15 protein-coding genes and 1 pseudogene are annotated in these 19,729 nt (G+C 41.4%); 10 read left to right on the plus strand and 6 right to left on the minus strand.

Translation table 11 applies throughout. The features are described from left to right. Positions 1 to 57: 57 nt before the first annotated feature. Together NCWK1_RS11920 and NCWK1_RS11925 are read right to left on the minus strand one after the other, a co-directional pair. The gene (locus NCWK1_RS11920) at positions 58 to 633 is read right to left on the minus strand and encodes a hypothetical protein (protein WP_103124866.1); all 576 of its coding nucleotides are present in this window, start codon (positions 631 to 633) and stop codon (positions 58 to 60) included. 145 nt (positions 634 to 778) lie between these two features. Beyond that, a complete protein-coding gene (locus NCWK1_RS11925) occupies positions 779 to 1,741 on the minus strand; it encodes a hydrogenase small subunit (RefSeq protein WP_096578182.1) in 963 nt (320 codons plus the stop codon). Between the two features lie 633 nt (positions 1,742 to 2,374). On the opposite strand from NCWK1_RS11925, the gene NCWK1_RS11930 reads away from it, so the two are divergent. From NCWK1_RS11930 to NCWK1_RS11950, 5 genes and pseudogenes are all read left to right on the plus strand, one after another. Continuing rightward, a complete protein-coding gene (locus tag NCWK1_RS11930; protein WP_103124867.1) occupies positions 2,375 to 3,349 on the plus strand; it encodes a hypothetical protein in 975 nt (324 codons plus the stop codon). A 77-nt stretch (positions 3,350 to 3,426) separates the two neighbouring features. Continuing rightward, positions 3,427 to 3,693, plus strand: coding sequence for an asr0689 family protein (locus tag NCWK1_RS11935; protein ID WP_096578186.1), 267 nt, complete (start codon positions 3,427 to 3,429; stop codon positions 3,691 to 3,693). Between the two features lie 8 nt (positions 3,694 to 3,701). Next, entirely contained in the window at positions 3,702 to 3,926 is a 225-nt protein-coding gene (locus NCWK1_RS11940) for a hypothetical protein (protein WP_096578188.1), read from the plus strand. A gap of 61 nt (positions 3,927 to 3,987) precedes the next feature. Then, positions 3,988 to 4,830, plus strand: coding sequence for a NifU family protein (locus tag NCWK1_RS11945; RefSeq protein WP_103124868.1), 843 nt, complete (start codon positions 3,988 to 3,990; stop codon positions 4,828 to 4,830). Positions 4,831 to 5,132: 302 nt separating this feature from the next. Beyond that, positions 5,133 to 5,606, plus strand: a pseudogene (locus NCWK1_RS11950) (hypothetical protein). A gap of 305 nt (positions 5,607 to 5,911) precedes the next feature. Here the strand turns inward: NCWK1_RS11950 and NCWK1_RS11955 are convergent. Both NCWK1_RS11955 and NCWK1_RS11960 read right to left on the minus strand, forming a co-directional pair. Further along, positions 5,912 to 6,304, minus strand: a complete 393-nt coding sequence (locus NCWK1_RS11955; RefSeq protein ID WP_103124869.1) for a DUF5615 family PIN-like protein — start codon at positions 6,302 to 6,304, stop codon at positions 5,912 to 5,914. After that, positions 6,301 to 6,675, minus strand: a complete 375-nt coding sequence (locus NCWK1_RS11960) for a DUF433 domain-containing protein (RefSeq protein WP_103124870.1) — start codon at positions 6,673 to 6,675, stop codon at positions 6,301 to 6,303. Before NCWK1_RS11960 ends, NCWK1_RS11955 begins: the two co-directional genes overlap by 4 nt. A gap of 124 nt (positions 6,676 to 6,799) precedes the next feature. Here NCWK1_RS11960 and NCWK1_RS11965 point away from each other — a divergent pair, with 124 nt between their 5' ends. From NCWK1_RS11965 to NCWK1_RS11985, 4 genes are all read left to right on the plus strand, one after another. Beyond that, on the plus strand, positions 6,800 to 8,386 hold the full coding sequence (locus NCWK1_RS11965) for an ApeA N-terminal domain 1-containing protein (protein WP_103124871.1): 1,587 nt from the start codon (positions 6,800 to 6,802) through the stop codon (positions 8,384 to 8,386). Between the two features lie 326 nt (positions 8,387 to 8,712). After that, entirely contained in the window at positions 8,713 to 9,363 is a 651-nt protein-coding gene (locus tag NCWK1_RS11970) for a Uma2 family endonuclease (RefSeq protein ID WP_103124872.1), read from the plus strand. Between the two features lie 261 nt (positions 9,364 to 9,624). After that, entirely contained in the window at positions 9,625 to 13,518 is a 3,894-nt protein-coding gene (locus NCWK1_RS11975; protein WP_103124873.1) for a DUF2157 domain-containing protein, read from the plus strand. A gap of 665 nt (positions 13,519 to 14,183) precedes the next feature. Then, entirely contained in the window at positions 14,184 to 16,718 is a 2,535-nt protein-coding gene (locus NCWK1_RS11985; RefSeq protein ID WP_103124875.1) for a CHAT domain-containing protein, read from the plus strand. A 48-nt stretch (positions 16,719 to 16,766) separates the two neighbouring features. Here NCWK1_RS11985 and NCWK1_RS29530 read toward each other — a convergent pair whose 3' ends face one another. Next, positions 16,767 to 16,928, minus strand: a complete 162-nt coding sequence (locus NCWK1_RS29530) for a hypothetical protein (protein WP_187308128.1) — start codon at positions 16,926 to 16,928, stop codon at positions 16,767 to 16,769. Beyond that, on the minus strand, positions 16,901 to 17,848 hold the full coding sequence (locus NCWK1_RS11990; RefSeq protein WP_103124876.1) for an NAD-dependent epimerase/dehydratase family protein: 948 nt from the start codon (positions 17,846 to 17,848) through the stop codon (positions 16,901 to 16,903). Before NCWK1_RS11990 ends, NCWK1_RS29530 begins: the two co-directional genes overlap by 28 nt. Before the next feature lie 590 nt (positions 17,849 to 18,438). On the opposite strand from NCWK1_RS11990, the gene purD reads away from it, so the two are divergent. After that, a complete protein-coding gene (gene purD / locus NCWK1_RS11995; protein ID WP_103124877.1) occupies positions 18,439 to 19,719 on the plus strand; it encodes a phosphoribosylamine--glycine ligase in 1,281 nt (426 codons plus the stop codon). Positions 19,720 to 19,729: the final 10 nt, after the last annotated feature.

The following is a 19,729-nucleotide window of genomic DNA, read 5'->3' on the forward strand; positions in this document are numbered from 1 at the left end:
TGCGGTAATGACAGTTGAGGCAGTTGCGGTAGATATTAATTCAGATGTCGTTGATGCTTAAAGTTGCAAATGCTTATATCCAAGTACACCCACTACATCACCTGGATAGTTAGAAAAGATTGGTTCTGTACTCCATGTTTGAGATAGTCGGATAACTTCTGGCATTCGTGGGAAGAGTTCTGCATCTGTCCAGTCGATGAAACTTTCTGTTTCTGTCACTTCTCCAAAATTACGAAATAGATCGGTTTCACTGGCTTTTGCAAATGATCTAATCAGAATGCCATTTCGTGCGAGTATCCAATGGGTGTAGAAGATGACATCTTCGTAAGCTGCAAAAGACTGCGCCTCACCAAAATCCTGGCTTAATTCAGTTACTATTTGCTGCATTGCATTCAGATATTCTGCGGAACTTCCCCTTGGTTCCCACTGATGAATAATAATTATCCAATCATTGTGAGTAGGAAACATGAAAGTATTAGCTGTATCCCCGAAATTACCAAAGCTTCCTTGTTGAATATTCTCTAACTCTAAAGCATTCACAACAGCATTAACATCTGAACTTTTGATTGTCATCCAGTCAAGATCCGCATGAGGGTATAAATCTTCGTCATCGTTAAGATTTTCTACACCCATATATTTACTCCTTTGTGGCTTCACTACAGTTGCAACTAATACGTAGTGTGTCCACAAAATATCACACCTTAATTGAATCTTGCAGTGAAATCAACAGTTTCAATATACCGCCTCAACTCATCAACCAAAGCACTGTAATTAATTACTAAACTGTGAAAAAATCCTCCTCTGCCCAAGGTGGTGCTGCATCTTTGGCGACCATTGTGAGGAGGGCGTAGTCTTTTTTGTTGACTCCTGGTGGTAGTTCTTTGGGAACTCCCATAACGGTTTGGGTTTTAAATACGGTTCCGGGTTTGAGGTCAAAGAAGGGAAATTCTGGTTCTGTACAACCTAAACACGGCATTCCGGCGCGGGTTTTGGAGGAGACGCGGTTCCACAAGATGCGGTTGCAGGATGAATGAGTCATGGGGCCACGACAGCCTAAGTCGTAGAACAGACAGCCTTTGCGTTGACCAAATTCGGCGGTTGAGGCTTTGTAGGCAAAGTGGACGTTACGGGTACAACCTGTTTGGGTGTAGGTGTTGAAGAAGGTTTGGGGGCGATTGAGTTCATCTAAAGCAATATCCGCGATGCGTCCGGTAGCGATCGCCACTAATATCTGCGTTATCCAATCAGGGTGTGCAGGACATCCGGGAATATTGATTACAGGTAAACCAGATTTGGCGCGGAAGTCTTTACCTAAAAAGCCACCTTCTTGCCGTTTGAGAAATTGTAAGCCTTGGGATTCGCTAGGGTTGGGAGACATTGCGGGAATTCCGCCCCATGTAGCACAATCTCCGACAGCAACTATGAAGCTGGCAGCTTGGGCTAGGTCGATTAGCCAATCTTTCATCGGGCGATCGGCGAAGCGATTCCATTCACCTGTGCCGTTGGGGGCGTTTACTACACTGCCTTCAAATACCAAAATATCTAAAGGGATTTTGCCGGAAATGCAGTCCCATAATAGGGTTTGTAAGTTGTTGCCTAGTTCCAATCCTAAGGAAGGATGCCAAAGCACTTTTATGCCAAAGTCAGCAATGAGGTCACAGACTGTCGGTTCTTCGGCATTCAGAAACGACATGGTGTTGCCTGAACAGGCACCACCTTGCAGCCAGAGTACGTTAGTCATTGGCTATGTGTTGGTTTATTTTTTCTCAGATATGATGCAGGCGATGTCTGGCGACAAGCCGCTTTGCGTCTACGGCGCTTGTAGAGTCTCACCTGTTTTTGATGTTTATCTTTTACAATAATGTATTTTTATATTATTTTTATTTTCTTAAATAAAAAATAATTATTTGCGGATATTCGGAAGATATCATGCAGATAAGCGGAGGTATATATAAGGCATTAAAATAGGTATTTTTATCTGTTAAATATATATTTTGTTTGCTAATGATACAAAAAATAATTATTATGAACTTTGTGTTGTAATTTGATAATAATATTGTTAATTACCCTCTAGAATTTTGGAAATAGAGTGTTTTATAGTAAGGAAACTGGGGAATAAAGTCTGAAGTCTGTAGACGCTTTTAGCGGCTTGCCGCAGGCTAGTCTGAAGTATAAAATTTGTACTTTGATGTGTCACTGCAAACCACAGCATCAATAAGTTACCCATAATTAGTTGCTGTCTAACTAATTATATGGATGTATTTATTTCACACTTCATACTTCACACTTTAATAGCCTTTGGTAGTGAGGAAATTTTTGTGTATTTCGAGGGCATGAATCGAGTAATTTTTTTAATAGCTAGAGTAGGGTAATTATGACACCTAGCATTACAGATTCGGCGGTGAAAGCAGCTGTGGCAGCGATCGCTTCGGAGTCAGCAACGACAGCAGAAAAAATCCAGATGCTAATCGAAATGGCACAAGGTTTTCAAAAGAAGCCAAAAACTGCCCAAGATTTGCGGAATGCTGTTGGGCTATATTATCGGGCTTATGAAATGTCTGGTGAGGAGTATCCTTTGCTGAAGGCTAAAGCCCAGGTGGGGATGGCTGGGACTTTACAGATAATTCCCCACGCGGATACGGAATTGCTGCTGCAAGCTAAGGCTGGTTATGAAGAGGCATTACCAATCTTACAAGAGTTAGCCACGCCGGAAGAGGTGGCGGAGGCGCAGATGAATTTTGGCTTGGTGTTGCAATCTCTAGCGCCGTATAACTTAGCCAGAATTAGTGATAGTATCCAGGCTTATCATGAAGCTTTGCGGGTGTTTACTTGGGAAGATTATCCGCAGGATTACGCGATTTTATACAACAATATTGCGATCGCCTACCTGTCGATGCCGATGGCTTCAGAACGGGAATATTTACGTCAGGGGTTAGCAGTGCAATCATTTGAAGTTGCCTTAAAGCATATTAATTTGATTGACCATCCCAGAGAATATGCCATGCTGCAAAATAATTTAGGTAATGCTTTGCAGTATTTAGTTAGTTCTCATCCTGTCGATAATAATTTAAAGGCGATCGCCGCATACAACGAGGCGTTAAAGGTGCGTAATTCTAGAGATACACCTCTAGAATATGCTAACACAATTTCTAACAAAGCTAATGCTTTATTCAACTTACCTGATTATCCTGAAAAACCAGAATTAGGTAATTCTAAAAATCTTTTACAAGCCCGTAGTTACTATCAAGAAGCTTGGTCAATCTTCACCGAGCATCAACAGTTGGAACAAGCTGAATTAGTGGTGCAGGCATTAAAAGATGTAGAAGTAGAAATTAGGACTATTAGCTAGGCTTACCAGATTTATTAACGAACCGTAAAGGACACAAAGAGCGCGTTCGCGCAGCGTCTCGCAGAGAAGGAAGAAAAATGAGTGAATTATTGAGCAATTTTAGTGTGAGTGATTTTCTCACGAGTATGGTATCTAGTGACCTGAATATAGTTACTGCATTAGTGTGGTTAATCATAGCAACAATCATCTCGATGATTGGCGGTGCAATTGGTGGAATGATATTAGCTGGTAAAGATATTGGTTATTCTTTCTCGGCTATGTTGGGAGCAATGTTTGCCCCGGCTGGTGCTATTCCAGCTATTCTTTTAGGATTTGCTTTATTAACTTTGTTGAAAACTTTCTAGGAGAGAAAATGTTTGAATTAGGTTGGTATTCTGCCAAGTTATTCTTCAAAGGCAAGCTAATCCGCGAACCTCTGCATTTTGTGCAACAAACATCAATTGGAATTGGCGTTGGTTTGCTATCACTAATAGCACTTGCTCAAGCAGATATTCCCTTGTGTATTCCCATAACTGTGTCTAGCTTAATTACGGGTATTTTAATGCCCTTTCTACTTAAAGATTTCAAAATGAAATAATTAAGTAGCTAACAGCCACAATAATTTCATATTTCATACTTCATACTTCACACTTTTGTTAATGACCAACCTCGAAGAATTCGTTGAAGAAATTAACCGCTTTGAGGCAATTATATCTGAGTGGGATGAAAGTCAAAGGTGTGTAGCTGTCGGTCTGAAACGAGCGATTGAAGCTTTGCATAAAGAAGCATTGACACGGTTGATTAAAAGCCTCAAACAAGAATCTATTTCAGCTTTACGTCATGCTGCGGATGATGAAGTTGTGTATGCAGTTTTGCTGTATCATGACTTAGTTAAACCACCACTCCCACCAATATTACAACGCATTCAAGCTGCCCTAGAAGAAGTACGTCCAGGGCTAAAAAGTCACAATGGCGATATAGAATTAGTCGCTTTTAAACCACCGGATACTGTAGAAGTTAGGTTAATAGGAACTTGCAGTAGTTGTCCAGCTTCTAATTTGACGTTATCTCAGGGAGTAGAACAGGCAATTAAAAATTATTGTCCAGAAATTAAGCAAGTAGTTGCAGTTAGCGATCGCCCTGCGGTAGATAATACTAATACTGGTTTAATTAGTCCCTTTGCTCCCAGCATTACAACTGCTTGGGTACGGGTAGCAACTGTGGAGCAAATTCCAGATTTAGGTATATTTGCCACAAAAGTTGCGGGACATACACTAATTTTATATCGGCAAGGCGATCGCATTACCTGTTACCGCAACGCTTGTTCTCATCTCGCATTACCCTTGGACACTGGTACGGTGGAAAATGGCATTATCACCTGTCCAGCACATGGGTTTCAATATCAGCTAGAGACTGGGGAATGTTTGACGGCTGATGTCCCTTTACAGTCATATCCAGTTCAGATGAAGGGTGAGAAGGTGTTTGTGAAATTGTCTCGATGATAAAGGGAATGAGTTCGACGGATGTTAAAAACCCCTCTCCAAACCTCTCCGCGAAACGGGGAGAGGCTTTGAAATGTGGAATACTTCTGCCCCTTTCCGCGTCGGAGAGGGATTGGGGAGAGGTTTATCGAACTCACGATATATTACATTTCAGCGTCAATAGAACACTATAAATTGCTGTGTAGGGGCTAACATCTGTAAGCTTCTACATATTTTTGCATTGATATAAATAAACAATGTTGTAGATTGACTGGTATATTTGGGAACTCTAGATTATAGAAGCATACGGGAGAATAGTTTCTATGTCTAGAAGCTCAATTAGTGCAACTTTAGCCCAAAAAGATAGAGATGCTTTGTTGCAAGCCATTACTACCATCAAAGAAAAGCTACCATTTTTAATTGATTTGAGTAACGAGGAGCGAAAAGCTTTACCCAAGATGGGTGATAAAAGCCGTGCCTTTGTTAGTAAAGCATTAGAGGTGGCGACACAAAACCCAGAGTTTTTACCACGTTCTTTTGATTTAGACGAGATGTGAAAGGATGTGCAATTGTTTGAAGCGTTGTATCCATTATTGCTGGCGCTGACTCAGTTGCAAGAATTGGTCGATGATACTTCTTTGGCGGTGGGTAGTGAAGCTTATGCTGCCGCGTTGCAAGTTTATAATTATGCAAAAGCTAGTGGACAAACCGCAGGATTAGATACTGTAGTTGAGGAAATGGGGCAAAGATTCGCCCGTAAATCTCGGAAGACCAAGCCCCAAGCAGCAGCATTGTAGAAAATAACTCGACAGTTGCACTTTTGAGGTGCAATGTTGAAGCTCAGAACTCGGATGTTGGAGTAATTTGCTCGGCGTTCCGTGTTCGGAGCTTGATTTTTGGAGTGAAAAGCTCGACGTTTCGTGTTCTGAGCTTGATTTTTGGAGTAAATTGCTCGACGTTTCGTGTTCTGAAGTTGAAGTTCCGAGTAAAAAGCTCGACGTTTCGTGTTCGGATGTTGAAAGGCGAAGTTAAAAAGGCGATGCTTACGGCGGGCTACGCCTACGCACCAGTATTTTATCTAAAAAAAGCTCATCACTATGCTTTACGGAATAAAAACTCGACCAACTCCCAGATAGTTTTCTATATCAAACACAATCTCAATCAGGCGAGTGGCACACTTTTGCCGATAGTTACTTTCATCAAGTCTATCAGGGTTTCCGATTGTCAAAATTGGTAGAGAAGTTGGTGTATTTTCCTCACGTATTGTCTGTTCCAGAGAATCATCTCCCTTCATATTTCGATTCGCTGTAATCAAAATCATCTGGTTGGTTTGAGCAAATTGCCAAACAACTCGGTCACTACTATCCATCGGCAAACCAACTTCCTGAAACGTAAAGAAGCGGATGGGTAACAAATCAAGCCATCCTTCAGCCGAGAGTGTTCCCCAGAATAAAACAGCATCGCCAGTTAAGTTGTAGTCAATCAGAAAGTTCATGACTGGGCTTTAATGCGTGCTTTCCAGGCTTGCAGTTTTGCACGCAGGGCTTCTTGACCAGATTTAGGGGGCATTGCTGCAATTTTTGCAAAGTGTTCTCGATTTCGCTCTTCCCAATATTGGCGAATTTCCTCTGCTGTTTGCAGACATTCTTGGTATTCTGCCTCAACTTCTATATGATGAGTTTCAATGTATGCTAATGCTGAATTAATCTGCTCATCATTAAGACCAAGCTTCTCACGAATCAGTTTTGGTGGATACTGAGCCTTTAAGTAATCAATCACATCGTAAAGTGTGATGCGTGTGCCTGCGATCGTTAATCCACGTTCTGTCCGAATGATAGCCGCTTTTCCATTAGATGTTGGAGCCATATCCACGGCCTCTTAGAATCTGCTTTTACTAGGGATTTTATCAAAAATCCGCCTTATGTGAATTAAGGCAGAGGATGCTGTTCAATATATAAATAGTCGAAAGCTAAATATATACTGAACACAGATGCTTGAAGAATTTGTGAGCTTAGGGAAGTGGTGGCTTCCTCATAACCCAGAAGTAATAGTTCCTGGAAAACTAAGTTTTTTACCTGAAAGTGGCGCAAAATTAGAATTAATTGGTTCATTTTATAGTTCACCGTTTGAAAAGACAGATCAGGTAAAAGACATTTCTTTGCCAATTAATATTTTTAATGTTGAAGATGAAGATGATTCAAATCTAGTATCAGGTATAGAACTTAAATTTATTAAGCCCGAAGAAATCATTATCCTTGGCTTACTTGATAACAATGAGGAAATTAGCCTATATCGATGTTCTGGACAGATTACAAAGTTTGAATTTGGAAAAAATAGAGAAAATCTCTCATTTAATGTTGAATATGTTTTCAGGAAAATCCATTTTGAAAAGGAACAAGACATAAAATTTAAATCTATTTCTGTTCAATATTCTCATTTAGAGAAATGGGTTGGTAAATCTGGAATAGAGGTTGCCACGTCACAAGAAGAAAATAAAATATGTGTGAGTTATCAGCCTCCATCAAATATTCATTTAACAAAGATTGGTAGCTTGGATATAAATATTACATTTTCCCAAATGTATATTAACCCATTTGACTTATATTTTGGTACAACCTATTACAAGGCAAATATTGAACAAAAAACTTATTTGACTATACAAAATCCTTGTAATCAACCATTAGATGAGTGTATCAATCTATTGATAAGCTTTCGTGATTTACTGAGCTTTGCAATCACAAAACCAACTTCAGTAATAGAGATTACTGGAATAGTAAATGTAATTTATCAAAAGCCTGTAAAGCAAAAGAATCTAAGTATCACCATAGAAGAAGAGTTACGGGAAACTCAAGTCATTATAATGTTTGGCTTATGGGGTTCTGCAAAAAATTCTGAGATAGAGCTATCTCCCCATGAGATGCTATTTACTTTTAGTGATGTAGAAAAAAATTTGGGGGCAGTATTTGAAACATGGATTAATAAAAAGGAAACGTATGAATTTGTTTTTGACTTGTTAATGACTACTATATATACTCCCAGCCTTTACTTACATTATAAGTTTATAAATATAATTCAAGCATTGGAAGCTTATCATACAAGCAAATATGAAGGCATATACCAAGATCAAAAGATTTATGAGAAGGGTCTTTACACGCTATTTCGAGAAATTTTAAACAATTTTCCAAGTGAAATTACTGATAAAGAAAAGGGAATTAGCGATGAATTTAGGAATGCTTTAAAGGGAAAACTTAAATTTCAAACGCGGTTTACTTTAGAAACAAGACTAAAAGAAATACTCAATAATATTTCATACTTGCTGCCGAATAATTTTATAGGAAGTATGGAAGATAGAGAATTGTTTGCTCGTAGAGCTTCTGAAACTCGGAATGCGCTGACGCATCATGATAAAGAAAAACGAAAACAGGCGGCAGAAGGTCTGGAGTTATTCCAGCTTTTTCATACCCTAACTGTACTTCTACAAATTTGTTTACTTACAGAACTTAACCTCACTGATGACTCTATTAAAACTCTTGTGCAGCGAAATAGATTGTACCTGAATACGTGGCGACCACGATGAAGAATGCAAAAACTACCAACTGACTTGGCTAGGAGATTTGATTACTACCAACAATCGCTTTCTGAACACCACTATTCACCCTCAAAACACAAACTTCCGACCTCAGAACACAAACATCCAAGCAAAAAGCTCAAAATTTCCCCTTCCGAACTCTAAGGTTCACCTTCAGAACACCAACGTTACACTTCTGAACTCGAAATTCCGACTTCAGAACTTGAAACTTTACCTTCCGAACTCGAAGTTTTGCTTTGCGATGTCAAACTACCGAGCAAAAAACTCGAAATGTGAGTTACAAGAGATATAGCTTACTGGCATAAGGGTGAGACATGAGTGAAACTCAAACTCAGTTACCGACAGATACATGGATTCCTGCTTCTTGGCAAGAATATTTGCAGGTACTCACTAAACTAGAAATTGATAAAGCGAAAAGTTATTACTACAAAGGATATATGAGGCTGGAAATGGCTCCAGTGAGTTTTGATCATGGTCAAGACCATGTGATAATTATATTTACGGTGACTTTATTTACGACACTGAAAGAGATTTTGGCAAGAGGTTTAGACACCACGACTTTTCGTAAGACTGGTGTACGGGAATGTCAGCCTGATGTAGCTTATTATCTCAGGGAACGCGCTCAAAGTATCCCAAGTGGTACCGGAATTGTCAATCTTGAACGCTATCCCGCACCAGATTTAGTGATTGAGATTGCGAAAACTTCTCTGCTGGATGATTTGGGAACAAAGCGAAGTCTCTACGAAGAATTAGGTGTTGCTGAATATTGGGTGGTAGATGTGCAGAATGCTCAAATCATTGCTTATACTATGGCAGATCAGGGAAGCAAACGTATTCAAGAATCGCAAGTTTTGCCTGGGTTGGTAATTGCAATTTTAGAAGAAGCCTTACGCCGTAGCCGTGAAACCAGTCAATCTGAAGTTTGTGCTTGGTTAATGTGCCAGTTTCAGAAACAGGAGGGTTGAATACTTGCAGTTTGGTGCTGGCTAGAAAAAACCCCTCTCCAAACCTCTCCCCCACAGGGAGAGAGGCTTTGAAGCTTTAAATTTTTTCTTTGAAAACGCGTAATACTTCTGCCCCTTTCTGCGTCGGAGACTCTTTGGGGAGAGGTTCATCCAACTCACCTTAAAACATTCTGGCGATCGCTCTACTAACTGGCACAAGTTGAGCCAAGATATACTTTACCCAAACCACGATTTAAGTATATACCTACACGGCTGCTGCTTATGTCATCATCTCCAGAGCGCCCGTTAAAAATTAATATTACGCTACCATCCTCCCATCCGCAGCTATTGGAGGGATTGGATTTATGGCTGCGCTTAGGTTTGATTTCTGATGCCCAAGTTAAGCAGCTGTGTCGAGATTATCTCTCCTGTACAGTGGTGTTACAGCCGCAAGTCGAACCTAAACCATTGGTAGCAGGTGTAACTGCAAGACAAGAAAAACCATTAATCGCCTATTCGCCACAACAGCCAGTCAAGGCGACTCAACCCAATTTTTTCACTCAGATGTTGCAATCTCTGGGGGAAGAATTGAGTGTTCGCTGGCTGCTATTTTTAGGTGTATTTTTAGTCGTACTATCTTCTGGCGTATTAGCTGCGAGTCAGTGGGAAAGGTTTCCGGCTGCGGGACAGTATGGGGTGTTATTTGCCTATACTTTAACGTTTTGGGGTTTAAGCTTTTGGACTGGTAGACAAGAAAATCTGAGATTAACAACTCAGACATTGTTGATTGTCACCTTATTTCTCGTGCCTGTAAATTTTTGGGCAATGGATAGCTTCGGGTTGTGGCACAATCCTCTTAATTGGTTGACAGTTGCGATCGCTGCGCCTACCCTAACTTTCATTACAGTTTTACTCTGCAAAAATCGTACAGTTTTTCCCAACTCCCCCATCAGCAAATTACCACTCATCAATATTCTGGCGCTGAGTTATTTACATTGGGGTTGGAAAATCAACGTTTTTCCTTTAATTGCTGTATATACAGCGATGATTGGCACAACTCTACTGACTGTCTATCACATTCGTCGCCAACAACGCATCAACACCGAAAATCAACTGGGTTTATTTGCTACTGTTATTGTTTATGCGTTGATAGTACTGCTGTCACGAGCAGTTTTTGTTGCTGGGGTAAATGTCACCCAACTGGGTTTAGCCATTGGTGTCTGCGGTTGGTTGATTACTTGGTTGGTGCAGGAGGCAGGAGGCAGAAGGCAGGAGGCAGAAGGCAGGAGGCAGGAGGCAGGGGGCAGGGGGCAGGGGGCTGAGGAAGTACCTCATACTCAGCACTCAGTACTCAATACTTTTTGGGAACTCTTGGGTGGTAGTTTACTATTCTTCGGTTGGGCTGTCGCCGTAGCAGATTATCCAGGGCAAGCTTTGGCTGTGAGTGGTTTGGCTTTGTGGTATGTCAGTCAGCGTTTGCAAAGATATAGTCTTCAGGTTGATTTAGCGGCACTTTTCTTTATCGGCTTACAGTCAATTTGGCTGGGTTGGCGATTAGTACCGCCAGGAACGCGACAATGGACGATCGCAATTGCCACAAATCTCACGCAAGCGCAAAATGAACCTTGGGCGTTGCTGAGTGTGGCATTATTTCCTTATTTAATCTTTATGGTATGGTTGGGCGATCGCTTGCGTCACGCCGAGAAACGAGATTTGGCGAATTTTGGCGAAGCACTCGCACTATTATTTGGCACTAGTTTAACGACCATCGCCACAATTAATCCTACTTTGCGATCGCTAAATCTAGTTTTTTCTACCATTACCTTAATTGTTGTTACCAAACGCCGTTCGCCATCTTCCACGCCTTTAATCTACCTAACTCACTTCATCGGGTTACTGGCACTTTTCTCGGTAATAGACTGGTTTTTCCCCACTCTCCCCCATTATCTCTGGGCAACTGTTATATCCATTGTGATGGTAGCAGAATGGGGATTTAGTCTCGGCAATGGTGGCTGGCAAAGTAGTGCATGGCATTTCGGGTTAGTATTATCCATCGTCAGTTTTAGTTTATTTTTTGATGCCACTGTTAATAAACAATATTGGGGCGTGATTTGGTTAATTACACCCTTATCTTTGACTTTTTTAGCGAGTCGCACCACAGGCAAACCCCGCACCATCAGGGCTTTATTGAGTGGGTTGGCTGTGTTTGCAGTGCAGTTTTTAACTATACTTCTACCAGAAACTAGATTTATTGGTTTGGCGGTGGGTACGGGTGTAATGTATCTCAATACCCGCTATTTAAGAAATGAAGGATCTGCCGCCTTTACCATCGGTTTAGGACTGAGTTTTGTGGCGGCGCTGTTGTGGGAAGGTATACCAGGCTTACCCCGTCTCGCTGTTGCAGGTTGGTTAGTCGTTGGTGCGATCGCCACTTTGAGTTTATGGTTAATGCGGAAAGTATTGCAACAACGCAACCATGAATTAGCAGGTATATATGCAGAAGCTAGTGATAAATGGGCGATCGCTTTATGTTGTACTGTACTATCAACCCTGACACTACACTCAGTCTTAGTTTATCAAGCAACCGTCATCCCAGGAGTTTGGTATTTAGTAGCCAGTGCAATTACTTTAGTCGCCATTGCTGATCGTAGTTGGCGAGAACCAACAAATTGGGCATTTTACGCTATTGGTTGGTGTGTGGAATTATTCATCGCCGAAGTATTAGCCTTTGGGGAACGTTCGACAATTAGAGTGGCGATCGCTAATATCGTTTTAGGTTTATTCACCCAACTTTTTGGCGAATGGTGGCGACGAAAATATCACCCAGAAAAACTTCCCAGCAGTTTACATATTTTGCCTTTAGTCTATGGCGCATTTAGTGTTTTACTGCGTTTAACTACTTTTACTGAGTGGACAGGTTTATTTACCTTGGGTGTCGCATTAATTGTCATTGGTGTAGGTAGACGACACCCAGATTTCAAACCTCTGCTGTACTTCGGCATTATTGGCGTATCAATTTCTGCTTATGAACTATTGTTCTATCAAATGTCCCAAGCTAGAGGGGGTGCATTAGGTGATGGCTTAATTGCCATGTCAACATTAGGTACAAGCATCATGCTTGTTTACAGCCGACTATCACCTTGGTTGAGCCAATACTTACGCCTCAGCCGCCAAGAAATCCAAGGTATCGCCCATCTCCACTGGGCTTGGAGTAGTGTATTATTAACCCTTGCCATTCCCCAGCCAATTCACAGTAACCGCCTTGTAGGCTTGGGTACAGGAGCATTATTAATTATGTATGCCATCTTCCAAGGACGAGGTACGACCAATTCGCCGCGTGTTTTCGGCAGAATTACTACACAAGAGATGTGGGTTTACCTCGGCTTATTACAAGTATTGGGTATGCGGGTTTATTGGCGAGAAACCGCCGTGGGACAGTGGATAGCTGGGCCGTTAGTACCTTGGAATGGGGCGATCGCTTGTTTAATAGCTTACTTCTTATACAGCTTACCCTGGGAGAATTGGGGTTGGTCAAAAAGACCTTGGCAACTTGCTGCATACATTCTGCCACTGATCATTTTATGGGAAACCAGACTACCAATTTACCCAATTACGCTGCTCATAGTAGCTGCTTTTTACATCATCTTAGCCAAGGTGAGTGAGAATATCCGGGTAACATATATCAGCGTCGCCTTAATTGATTGGGCATTATTTAAATGGTTATACCAATTAAATCTCACTGATGCTTTATGGTATTTCACCGCCAGTGGATTATCACTGTTGTACATTGCCCAAATTGATCCACAGCTAAAACTACCTGAATATAAATCATCTCGGCACATTTTACGGCTTATAGGTATGAGTGTCATTTGTGGATGGGCGCTGTTCTTTCATCAAAATAGAGTTTTTATCCCCGGAATTTTCAGCCTCATTGCTATTTTTGCCGGATTAGCTTTGCGAATTCGTGCTTTTCTCTATGTTGGGACAGCTACTTTTTTAATTACCAGCATTTATCAATTAGTAATTTTTAGCTTAAATTACCCGTTTTTAAAATGGGTCATTGGGCTACTACTGGGTATTTTACTCATTTATATCGCCGCCAACTTTGAAACTCACCGCACCCAAATTAATAGCTTACTTCGCAACACCAGCAATGAATTTCAAGAATGGGAGTAATTAGTTTTCTGCCATATACGATAAGTGCAAGATGTGTGGGTATTTCTGGGGTTACTCAAAATTTGCGATCGCACAAACAATTATCCATGATGCGAATCATTCTGATACCTGTGAATGAGTATTAGAACTTCATTAATGAGTCTTTGATATTCGTGAATGAGTCTTGGAACTCCATTAATGAGCTTTTGATATTTGTGAATGAGTCTTGAAACTCCATTAATGAGCCTTTGATATTCGTGAATGAGTCTTGGAACTTCATTAATGAGCCTTTGATACTCGTGAATGAGTCTTGAAACTCCATTAATGAGTCTTTGATACTCGTGAATGAGTCTTAGAGGGTGTTTGAAAAATGGTTGGTTGTGATTATTAGCACTTCTTGATCCCCCCTAACCCCCCTTTTTAAGGGGGGAAATGCTTCAAAGTCCACGCCACTTGCTTCAAGTCGGGAAACCCGCCCAACGCAGTGGCTCCCCTTTTTAAGGGGGATTTAGGGGGATCTAAAATGTTTGGCTACCAACAATAGGACTTTTAAAACATCCTTTTAAAGACTCACTCAGCACTTTGCCATATCCCGGATTTAGGAAATAGAATTTTAATCTCAGGCTAATTTTGGCAATCTGTAATGGTATTAAAATAAACATTAACCTTGGCCACGACTCACCGCGATGCACATCAAACTCTGCAAATATGCCCTCATCGCCTTGCTGACTACAACTCTCAGCATCAACTTAGATTTACCCAAGCTAAATTTTCTTCTCAACTTCAATTCAGTCGCTTCAGCACAAACCCCAGACCCACGCAAAGCCCAAGCAGATGAACTGTTACAGCAAGGTCGCCAGCAATTTCAAATCAGTCAAATTGAAGCAGCATTAAAATCTTGGAAACAAGCACTAGTTATTTACCGAGAGATAAAAGACCTTAAGGGTGAGGGTAAAGCTCTGGGGAATCTCGGTGTTGCTTACCAGACTTTGGGAGACTACCCCAAAGCCATTGAATACCAACAGCAACACTTAGTGATCGCCCGTGAAATTAAAGACCGTAAAGGTGAGGGTGCAGCACTGGGGAATCTCGGTAATGTTTACTATTCTTTAGGAGAATACGCCAAAGCCATTGACTACCAGCAGCAGAGTTTAGCGATCATCCGTGAAATTAAAGACCGTTTGGGTGAAGAACAATTACTGGGGAATCTCGGTCTTGCTTACTGGGCTTTGGGAGAATACGCCAAAGCCATTGACTACCAGCAGCAGAGTTTAGAGATCGCCCGTGAAATCAAAGACCGTTTGGGTGAGGGACAATCACTGGGGAATCTCGGTCTTGCTTACGATTCTTTAGGAGATTACCCCAAAGCCATTGACTACCAGCGGCAGAGTTTAAAGATCAAACAAGAAATCCAAGACCGTTTGGGTGAGAGTCATGCACTGGGGAATCTAGGCAATGCTTACCAGTCTTTGGGAGATTACCCCAAAGCCATTGAATACCAGCAGCAGAGATTAGAGATCGCTCGTGAAATCAAAGACAGTGAAGGCGAGGGTGCAGCACTGGGGAATCTTGGCAATGCTTACTATTCACGAGGAAACTACGCCACAGCCATATACTACCAGCAGCAGAGTTTAAAGATCGCCCGTAAAATCCAAGACCGTTTGGGTGAGGGTAATGCACTAGGAAATCTCGGTCTTGCTTACCAGTCTTTAGGAGACTACCCAAAAGCAATTGAATCCCAACAGCAACACTTAGCGATCGCCCGTGAAATCAAAGACCGTCTTGGTGAGGGTCTAGGTTTAAACAATCTAGGACTTACTCTCTACAAATCTGGTAATCTCGCCGCCGCAGAGAAAACGCTGTATAGGGGAATTCAGGTTTATGAATCTCTGCGAGATATAAAATTAAATGACACCAATAAAGTCTCAATTTTTGAAACGCAAAGAAATATCTACAATACTTTACAACAAGTTCTCATCGCTCAAAAGAAAACCGATACAGCTTTAGAAATATCCGAACGCGGTCGTGCTAGGGCGTTTGTTGAATTACTCTCATCTCGCTTGAATAAAGACAACAGCCAGATGAAATCGCTCTCCGCACCAACAATAGCCGAGATGAAACAAATTGCCAAACAGCACAACTCTACCTTAGTGCAGTACTCAATTATTTATGATGACTTCAAGGTAGAAGGTAAACAACAACATAAAGAATCAGAACTCTTAATTTGGGTGATCAAACCCAATGGCGAAGTCACATTTCATCGCCAAGACCTTAAACCATTGTGGCAAAAACAAAATACTAGTCTGGCAAATTTAGTTGACAGCATTCTTGGCACAGGCACTAGTTTTTGGAAAAAACCTCTACAGCAAATCCATGAAATCCTAATCCAACCAATCGCCCAAGAACTACCCAAAGACCCTAATGCTCATGTTATTTTTATCCCTCAAGAATCCTTATTTTTTGTGCCTTTCCCAGCCTTAAAAGATGCAGACAATAAATACCTCATTGAAAAACACACCATCCTCACTGCACCGTCAATTCAAGTATTAGATTTAACTCATAAACAAAGGCTCCAAACACGAAACGCATCTAATCAAAATGCCGTAGTTGTTGGTAATCCCATCATGCCCCGTGTCGCTTACAAACCTGACGACAAACCAGAACAATTAGAAGCTTTACCTCATACAGAAATTGAAGCAAAAGAAATTGCGCGGCTATTAAATACCAAAGCCATCATCGGTAAAGATGCAACCAAAAACCAAATTTTAAAACTGCTGCCAAAAGCCCTAATTATTCATTTAGCAACTCACGGATGGGCTGATGATACTCGCGGTTTAGGAAGTTGGATTGCATTAGCACCAAACCCAAAAAATCAACAAGAAACAGGTAATGGCTTACTCACTGCTGAAGAAATATTAGATTTAAAACTGCAAGCCGAATTATTTGTGATCAGTGCTTGCCAAACTGGACGGGGACGCATCACGGGTGATGGTGTGATTGGTTTATCGCGTTCGATAATTTCTGCTGGTGTTTCCAGTGTGTTAGTTTCCCTTTGGGTAATTCCCGATGAAGATTCCCAGTTACTTATGAGGGAGTTTTATCAACATCTGCAAAAAAATCCAGATAAAGCCCAAGCATTACGCCAAGCTATGCTAACTAGAATTAAAGAAAATTCTCTACCAGTCAACTGGGCAGCTTTTACACTAATTGGCGAAGCGTAACCCAATAAAATCCTGAAAATGTTGGGTTTCGCAAAGCCTCAACCCAACCTACGCCTGACCTAAGAATAATGCTTCTAAGATACAGTGATCGCATATCTCCAAAAAAGCGATCGCTGGAGTTTTCAGAAATTTGTGACTTTTACCCCTAAAATGCGATCGCATTACATCCAAATCTTGCTCATTTAATATAATCCCTTCACCCACTGCCATTCTTGCGCTAATCCCTCCCTCAGAGAAACTTGCGGCTGATATCCCAAAATTTTCTGGGCTTGGGATATATCGGCCGCAGTGTGGCGTGCATCTCCCATTGCTTTTTCAATGTAGTTTTTCTTAATAGGCTGACCAACAATTTCTGCCATTGTGTCCAAAACTTCTGTTAACACAACTCGGCTACCACCACCAATGTTTAAAATTTTACCAACTGCTGCCTCTTCACTCGCCGCAGCCAAATTTGCCGCAACAACATCACTCACAAATGTAAAGTCCCGCGTTTGCTGTCCATCCCCATAAATCGGAATTGCTTCATCCTGCAAAATAGCTTTGAAAAATTTATGAAATGCCATATCTGGGCGCTGTCTCGGCCCGTAAACTGTAAAATAGCGTAATGCCACAATCGGCACAGCAAAGTTTTTCTGATACAGTCCACACAACCGTTCTGCGGCTAACTTAGTAATGCCATAGGGTGAAACAGGATGAGGGCAAATACTTTCATGAGTGGGTAAAGTTTCTGCATCACCATAAACACTAGATGTCGAAGCAAATACTAACCTTTTAAGTTTTTTCGCATCCTTGGCTGCTTCTAACAAAACTTGTGTAGAGTTGATATTACGTTCAGTATAAGCACGGAAACCTTCACCCCAACTAGCCCTAACTCCTGCTTGTGCTGCCTGATGGTAAATAATTTCTACATCTTTGAGTAAGGTTTGCCAATCTAAAAACTGAATATTTCCTTCAATTAATTTAAAGTTAGACCAGCAACTTAAGTAAGCAATGTTCTTACGTTTTAATATTGGATCGTAGTAATCATTAAATTCATCGATACCGATTACTTCTTCTCCTTGTTGTAACAGCACTTCTGTAATGTGAGAACCAATAAAGCCTGCTGCTCCTGTAACAATAATTTTAGTCATGTTCTCTATTTACCTGTTTTTTGATATTTCCCTGACTGCAATATTCACAGGTTAATACTTATCTTGTAGAAACGTCACCATTTAGCAGTAATGTTTAAATTAATCATGAAAATATAGCAAAATTACTTACGTATACTGTTGGATATTTCCTAAGATTAATTTAATTTCAAACATAATAATTACAGTAGAATTCCGAAGTCGGAATCATCATAGTCTCTCTACCTAGTACAACAAGGCAAAAGTAAAAAGTAAAAAGTCAAAAGGAAAAAGAAAGAATAGTGATACCACGAGCCTCTTAGCAATTCCAGATGGTCTGTTTATTTACGCCAACCTGTACTAGTTTTATTACCTAAATAATGTACTTTTATTAACGAGAAATATGCTGTCAGTAAGTTTATTTATACCTTTGCCTGATCAAGGACTTGCATCAGTACCTAAATTAGTGAAAAATTGATCCGCGAGTAGTTCTAGTACATAGCTGTCATTGGCAATAGCGCAAAGGTTGCGAAGATGAAGTCTTTTGACTTTTGACTTTTGACTTTTGACTTCCTAGAGTATTCTCATGTCACAAGGGACGCAAGAGGAAATCAGTGAAAGTTTTAGTTGTCGGTAACGGAGGGCGTGAACACGCTCTAGCATGGAAGTTATTGCAATCGGAGCAAGTTGAACAAGTGGTCTGTTTACCGGGGAATGGTGGTACAGCCAATATGGCAAGGTGTGAGAATTTGCCCTTGGCAGTCGATGATTTTACCGGTATCAGCCAATACGCCCTAGCAAATGACATTTCTTTGGTAGTAGTCGGGCCAGAAGTCCCACTGGCGAAGGGAATTACTGACTACTTACAAGCGCAAGGACTGATGGTATTTGGCCCTGTCAGAGCGGGAGCGCAAATTGAGGCCAGCAAGGCTTGGGCAAAGGCTCTGATGCAGGAAGCTGGTATTCCGACAGCTAAGGCTGCGGTATTTACGGAGGCGGCGGCAGCTAAATCATATATTAAAGCTCAAGGTGTGCCGATAGTGGTGAAAGCTGATGGCTTGGCAGCAGGGAAGGGCGTAACAGTTGCTACCACAATAGAACAAGCAGAGACCGCCATTGATGCCATTTTTCAAGGGCAGTTTGGCAGTGCGGGCGAGTTTGTCGTAATTGAAGAGTGTTTAATTGGCCAAGAGGTATCAGTTTTAGCCTTGACTGATGGGTTAACAATTCGCCCCTTGTTGCCGGCGCAAGACCATAAACGAGTCGGTGAGGGTGATACGGGCGATAATACTGGGGGGATGGGAGCATACTCCCCAGCGCCCATTGCCACACCCGAATTAATGGCACGGGTGCAAACAGAAGTTTTAGAGAAAGCGATCGCCACTCTCCGCACCAAAGGCATAGACTATCGTGGTGTGCTTTACGCTGGGTTGATGATTACACCGGAAGGTGACTTTCAGGTGTTGGAATTTAACTGTCGTTTCGGTGATCCCGAAACCCAGGTGATTTTGCCGTTGTTAGCCACACCCTTATTAGATTTAATCCTGGCTTGTGTACAGCAGCGTTTAGGAGAAATGCCCCCTATTGCTTGGCATAGTGGCGCAGCGGCTACTGTAGTGGCGGCCTCTGGCGGTTATCCGGGAGATTATCAAAAAGGCAAGGTAATTACTGGTATTGAAGCAGCCGCAGGAGTCACCGTATTTCATGCGGGGACAAAATTGAACGACCAACAGCAAGTTGTCACCGATGGGGGACGAGTGTTAAATGTGACTGGCACAGGGGAAAACTTTCAGCAAGCGATCGCCCAAGCATATACAGGGTTGAAATCTATTCAGTTTGAAGGAATATATTATAGGAGAGACATTGGCTATAGAGTGCTGAGTGCCGAGTGCTGAGTGCTGAGTC

Source organism: Nostoc cycadae WK-1 (assembly GCF_002897135.1).
Classification (GTDB): domain Bacteria; phylum Cyanobacteriota; class Cyanobacteriia; order Cyanobacteriales; family Nostocaceae; genus Nostoc_B.

Excerpts from the sequence above, each read along its gene's own strand:
- NCWK1_RS11920 (WP_103124866.1), bottom strand. The coding sequence starts at position 633 with ATGGGTGTAGAAAATCTTAACGATGACGAAGATTTATACCCTCATGCG.
- NCWK1_RS29530 (WP_187308128.1), bottom strand. The coding sequence starts at position 16,928 with ATGGCAGTGGGTGAAGGGATTATATTAAATGAGCAAGATTTGGATGTA.
- NCWK1_RS11940 (WP_096578188.1), top strand. The coding sequence starts at position 3,702 with ATGTTTGAATTAGGTTGGTATTCTGCCAAGTTATTCTTCAAAGGCAAG.
- NCWK1_RS11960 (WP_103124870.1), bottom strand. The coding sequence starts at position 6,675 with ATGGCTCCAACATCTAATGGAAAAGCGGCTATCATTCGGACAGAACGT.
- NCWK1_RS11985 (WP_103124875.1), top strand. The coding sequence starts at position 14,184 with ATGCACATCAAACTCTGCAAATATGCCCTCATCGCCTTGCTGACTACA.
- NCWK1_RS11975 (WP_103124873.1), top strand. The coding sequence starts at position 9,625 with ATGTCATCATCTCCAGAGCGCCCGTTAAAAATTAATATTACGCTACCA.
- NCWK1_RS11945 (WP_103124868.1), top strand. The coding sequence starts at position 3,988 with ATGACCAACCTCGAAGAATTCGTTGAAGAAATTAACCGCTTTGAGGCA.
- NCWK1_RS11990 (WP_103124876.1), bottom strand. The coding sequence starts at position 17,848 with ATGACTAAAATTATTGTTACAGGAGCAGCAGGCTTTATTGGTTCTCAC.
- NCWK1_RS11965 (WP_103124871.1), top strand. The coding sequence starts at position 6,800 with ATGCTTGAAGAATTTGTGAGCTTAGGGAAGTGGTGGCTTCCTCATAAC.
- NCWK1_RS11935 (WP_096578186.1), top strand. The coding sequence starts at position 3,427 with ATGAGTGAATTATTGAGCAATTTTAGTGTGAGTGATTTTCTCACGAGT.
- NCWK1_RS11955 (WP_103124869.1), bottom strand. The coding sequence starts at position 6,304 with ATGAACTTTCTGATTGACTACAACTTAACTGGCGATGCTGTTTTATTC.
- NCWK1_RS11970 (WP_103124872.1), top strand. The coding sequence starts at position 8,713 with ATGAGTGAAACTCAAACTCAGTTACCGACAGATACATGGATTCCTGCT.
- NCWK1_RS11930 (WP_103124867.1), top strand. The coding sequence starts at position 2,375 with ATGACACCTAGCATTACAGATTCGGCGGTGAAAGCAGCTGTGGCAGCG.
- NCWK1_RS11925 (WP_096578182.1), bottom strand. The coding sequence starts at position 1,741 with ATGACTAACGTACTCTGGCTGCAAGGTGGTGCCTGTTCAGGCAACACC.